7 protein-coding genes are annotated in these 3,334 nt (G+C 43.0%); 2 read left to right on the forward strand and 5 right to left on the reverse strand.

Features of this window, described 5'->3' with window-relative positions; all coding sequences use genetic code 11:
- On the reverse strand, positions 1-229 hold a 229-nt coding region (locus WAM07_RS05365), incomplete at its 3' end, for an SDR family NAD(P)-dependent oxidoreductase (protein ID WP_422165384.1).
- Positions 230-442: 213 nt separating this feature from the next.
- Here WAM07_RS05365 and WAM07_RS05370 point away from each other — a divergent pair.
- Entirely contained in the window at positions 443-673 is a 231-nt protein-coding gene (locus WAM07_RS05370) for a hypothetical protein (RefSeq protein WP_422165386.1), read from the forward strand.
- Positions 674-796: 123 nt separating this feature from the next.
- Positions 797-1,030, forward strand: a complete 234-nt coding sequence (locus WAM07_RS05375; protein WP_422165387.1) for a hypothetical protein — start codon at positions 797-799, stop codon at positions 1,028-1,030.
- 115 nt (positions 1,031-1,145) lie between these two features.
- Here WAM07_RS05375 and WAM07_RS05380 read toward each other — a convergent pair whose 3' ends face one another.
- From WAM07_RS05380 to WAM07_RS05395, 4 genes are all read right to left on the reverse strand, one after another.
- The gene (locus WAM07_RS05380) at positions 1,146-1,967 is read right to left on the reverse strand and encodes an undecaprenyl-diphosphate phosphatase (RefSeq protein WP_422165389.1); all 822 of its coding nucleotides are present in this window, start codon (positions 1,965-1,967) and stop codon (positions 1,146-1,148) included.
- Positions 1,968-1,977: 10 nt separating this feature from the next.
- On the reverse strand, positions 1,978-2,589 hold the full coding sequence (locus WAM07_RS05385) for a DedA family protein (RefSeq protein ID WP_422165391.1): 612 nt from the start codon (positions 2,587-2,589) through the stop codon (positions 1,978-1,980).
- Between the two features lie 72 nt (positions 2,590-2,661).
- Positions 2,662-2,847, reverse strand: a complete 186-nt coding sequence (locus WAM07_RS05390) for a hypothetical protein (protein ID WP_422165393.1) — start codon at positions 2,845-2,847, stop codon at positions 2,662-2,664.
- Positions 2,848-2,955: 108 nt separating this feature from the next.
- On the reverse strand, positions 2,956-3,288 hold the full coding sequence (locus WAM07_RS05395; RefSeq protein ID WP_422165395.1) for a hypothetical protein: 333 nt from the start codon (positions 3,286-3,288) through the stop codon (positions 2,956-2,958).
- Positions 3,289-3,334 lie beyond the last annotated feature (46 nt).

A 3,334-nucleotide genomic window follows, 5' to 3' on the forward strand; every position in this document is an offset into this window, starting at 1 on the left:
CATCTAAGTAAAGAACGGCTACGTCGGCCCCTTCACGAGCAAAATATAAGCTGACAGCCCTGCCAATACCGCTGTCCCCGCCAGTAATAACGGCAATTTTCCCCTCAAGCTTTCCGCTACCCTGATAGTTTGGAGCCATGTATTCCGGAAGGGGCGTCATTTCATATTCATATCCAGGCTGACGATTTTGATGCTGCTTCGGCTGGATTTTCTTCTTTTGATTCGTCATAAAGTGAGGCCTCCTGCTTTATAAAATCTCTCCATAATTTGCCCAATACGTAAAAATTTAATCGATTATCTTTCCTCGTGAGCGACCCTACTAAAAAATTTATTTTAAAAGAAAGAGAGAGCGCTGCCCTAATCGCCTGAATATTCCAGTTTTAAGATAGAGATTCTGTGGTATAATAAGAACAAACGTTCGTGAAGAAAGGCGGTTGCCCTTATGGAAGGCTTATTTTCCCGGTCACTGCAGGAGAAGGAAATACTGGATGTAATCTATGTGGACAGTCGTGGTGAAATGTCCCAGCGCTCCATACATGTGATGGATATACGGGAATCTACTCTTTTAGTTTACTGTTATGTGAGGGGGAAGGTTAGAACATTAAAGAAAGACAACATCTTATCCGTCTATCCTTACAAGCGTGGGAGAAACAGAAAGGCCGCAGAAGTATAAGGCTGTACTCTTACCTGTGAACACCGGTGGGAGATTTTTGTACAACTTCATATTTACCATCATAGTCCTTCCCATTTCCGCATATCCTACAACTAACGAAATGAAAGTAAGGAGAGGGATAGGATGGGCTTCACTTATGGTAAAAGGGAGTTAATGCAGGACTTACAAAGGGTGTTTGCCAAGCATAATGTCCAGTCCATTAAAGTCAATAAGCCAGGCACACTGTTTAAAATAGAGTCAGATGGATCGATGAAAGTGGAAGTAGGGGCAACAATCACAGCCTTTGATACCAAACCAGGGGAAAAACCGGTGAACAAATTCAGAGTCGTAAACGGAGGTAACCAGAAGAAGCAGTAAATCAATCAGCGCGTTTGACCAGAAATCTGGTCGAACGCGCTGTTTATATTTTTCCTCAGGAGAGCTGTTAATTATCTTAGCGATTATAATAGGAAAATAGACGCGCTATTGATCCTTAGTAGTAAATAAACGCAATGACTCCAGCTAAAGCGATGCGGTAAAAGGCAAACGGTAATAATTTAACTCTATTGATCAGCTTTAGAAAAAATCGAATCGTGATCAGGGCAAAAACAAATGCGCTGACAAACCCGATCGCAAAAAGGGGAAGAGCCTGTACCGTGAAATACTCCATGTTATCAATTAGAGAAAGGCTGCTTGCGCCAAGCATAATGGGCACCGCCATAATAAATGTAAAGTCTGCAGCCGATCGGTGATTCATGCCGACAAGAACACCGGCGGAGATAGTGGAACCAGAGCGGGAGAAACCTGGCCACAAAGAAAAGCACTGCATTAGTCCAATTAGAAGAGCCTGCTGATAAGTGATTTGGTCAACCGTTTTTATAGAAGGCGTTCGTGATCCGTAAAGGTCAGCAAAAATCATAAATAAACTTCCCGATAAGAGACCGATCAGTACGGTTTCGACCGTAAACAAATACTCATCGATATAATCTTCAAAAAGAAATCCGAGCAGAGCTGCCGGAAGCAGCCCTGTCAGGATATGAGTGATTTTAAGACGGCTGGATTGAGCCTCTGAACGCCGTCCCGAATTCAGTAAATCGATAAATCGGTGTCTGAATGTAAGGACGACCGCTAGAATAGAACCAAGTTGAATCACGATTTTAAACGTATTGGCTGTATAGTAGCCTAAAAACTCTCTGGAATGTAACCACATCTCATCTACGATAATCATATGACCAGTGGAGGAGACTGGTGCGAATTCAGTTAATCCTTCAAACATTCCGAGAAGCAGCACTTTTATCACTTGAATAACGTCCATTCTGATCTCCTTATGCGCTTTGGATTTTTTTATGAATCATGATGATAACGAGGAGGGCTCCCCCTATACCAAGACCGACATACGTGATGGTTGAATAAACCTCCAATAGCCGGGAAATTTCATTCCATGAGTCACCCATCAAAGCCCCCACTAAAATAAGGATAGTATTCCAAACTAGCGTTCCAAGGATGGTGAATAATAGAAACAAGCTCAGCTTCATGTTCGCCATTCCAGCAGGCAGAGAAATCAGGCTGCGGACGAGCGGAACCATCCGCCCGAGCAGTACCGCCCATATTCCGTAGCGTTGGAACCATTCTTCTACTCTCATAACGTCTTCTCTTTTTATTCGTAGTCTATGGCCATGACGCTCCACGAAGGATTCCAGTTTTTCCATATTCAAACATGCTCCGATCCCATAAAGCACAACCGCACCTGCAAGAGAACCTGTAGTCGAAACCACAACCACCCCAGCTATTGACAGGCTGGCGGCTTGAGTCATAAAGCCGCTGAACGGAAGGATAACCTCAGATGGAATAGGGGGAAAGAGATTCTCTACAGCCATCATGATAAAGATGCCGGCATACCCATAGTGACTCATAAATTCAGTAATCCAATCGGCCATCATGTACCTCCATTTTCTGTGATAACCGGGCTTAAGCAAGGTTTATACCAGCGTTAAGCCCGTCCTCTCTATTTATAATCCTATGATTTGTTTCAGTTCTTTTATGTTAACCATGCTCCAGTGAAATTCGATCCAGTAGTCCTGCCAATGTACACCTGTAAGCAATCCAGCCGTCCAGATTCCACCAAACAGTAAGAAGAAAATAACGAACGCGAGTAAATAGTAGGTAACCCATTCTTTTACTTCTGTATTTTTCATTTCAATCTCCTTTAAAAGTAGTTAAAAACGCACACGAAAAATAAGCTTTCCTATAGTGTGAAAAAGAAAAGCTGCAAGGCATCTTCGTAAAACGGAGACGTACGTATTTTACAGATAATTGGAATGGAATTGTTCTAAGGTAAGAAATCCGGATGTCCCGGTATGCGGTTCCAAGTAGATGGCGGGCGCCATAAAGATACTGATTAACTTCATCTTCATCCGGTTTGGAGTGATCAGGAAAGAAGGTAAGGACCGGGTGTCTTTACCTTTAGGAAGAACGACTGGAGAGACAGCCAGAGCTTCCTGCTCCACATCCGTGAAATGGGCCACGAACGAATCTGTTTGCTCTATGTTGTCATAAGCCTGTAAGGGCACTACAGGACTTAAAACTGAGAAATAAGAGAAAGTAAGCACAGCGAATAGGATTTTAACGATAGTCATCTCCTTCTCCCTCCTTTCCAGATATTAGATATACAATACCCTAAGC

This window comes from Halobacillus sp., from assembly GCF_049282395.1.
GTDB lineage: Bacteria > Bacillota > Bacilli > Bacillales > Halobacillaceae > Halobacillus.

Coding starts and splice junctions, on each gene's coding strand:
- WAM07_RS05395 (WP_422165395.1), bottom strand. CDS start 3,288: ATGACTATCGTTAAAATCCTATTCGCTGTGCTTACTTTCTCTTATTTC.
- WAM07_RS05380 (WP_422165389.1), bottom strand. CDS start 1,967: ATGGACGTTATTCAAGTGATAAAAGTGCTGCTTCTCGGAATGTTTGAA.
- WAM07_RS05385 (WP_422165391.1), bottom strand. CDS start 2,589: ATGGCCGATTGGATTACTGAATTTATGAGTCACTATGGGTATGCCGGC.
- WAM07_RS05390 (WP_422165393.1), bottom strand. CDS start 2,847: ATGAAAAATACAGAAGTAAAAGAATGGGTTACCTACTATTTACTCGCG.
- WAM07_RS05370 (WP_422165386.1), top strand. CDS start 443: ATGGAAGGCTTATTTTCCCGGTCACTGCAGGAGAAGGAAATACTGGAT.
- WAM07_RS05375 (WP_422165387.1), top strand. CDS start 797: ATGGGCTTCACTTATGGTAAAAGGGAGTTAATGCAGGACTTACAAAGG.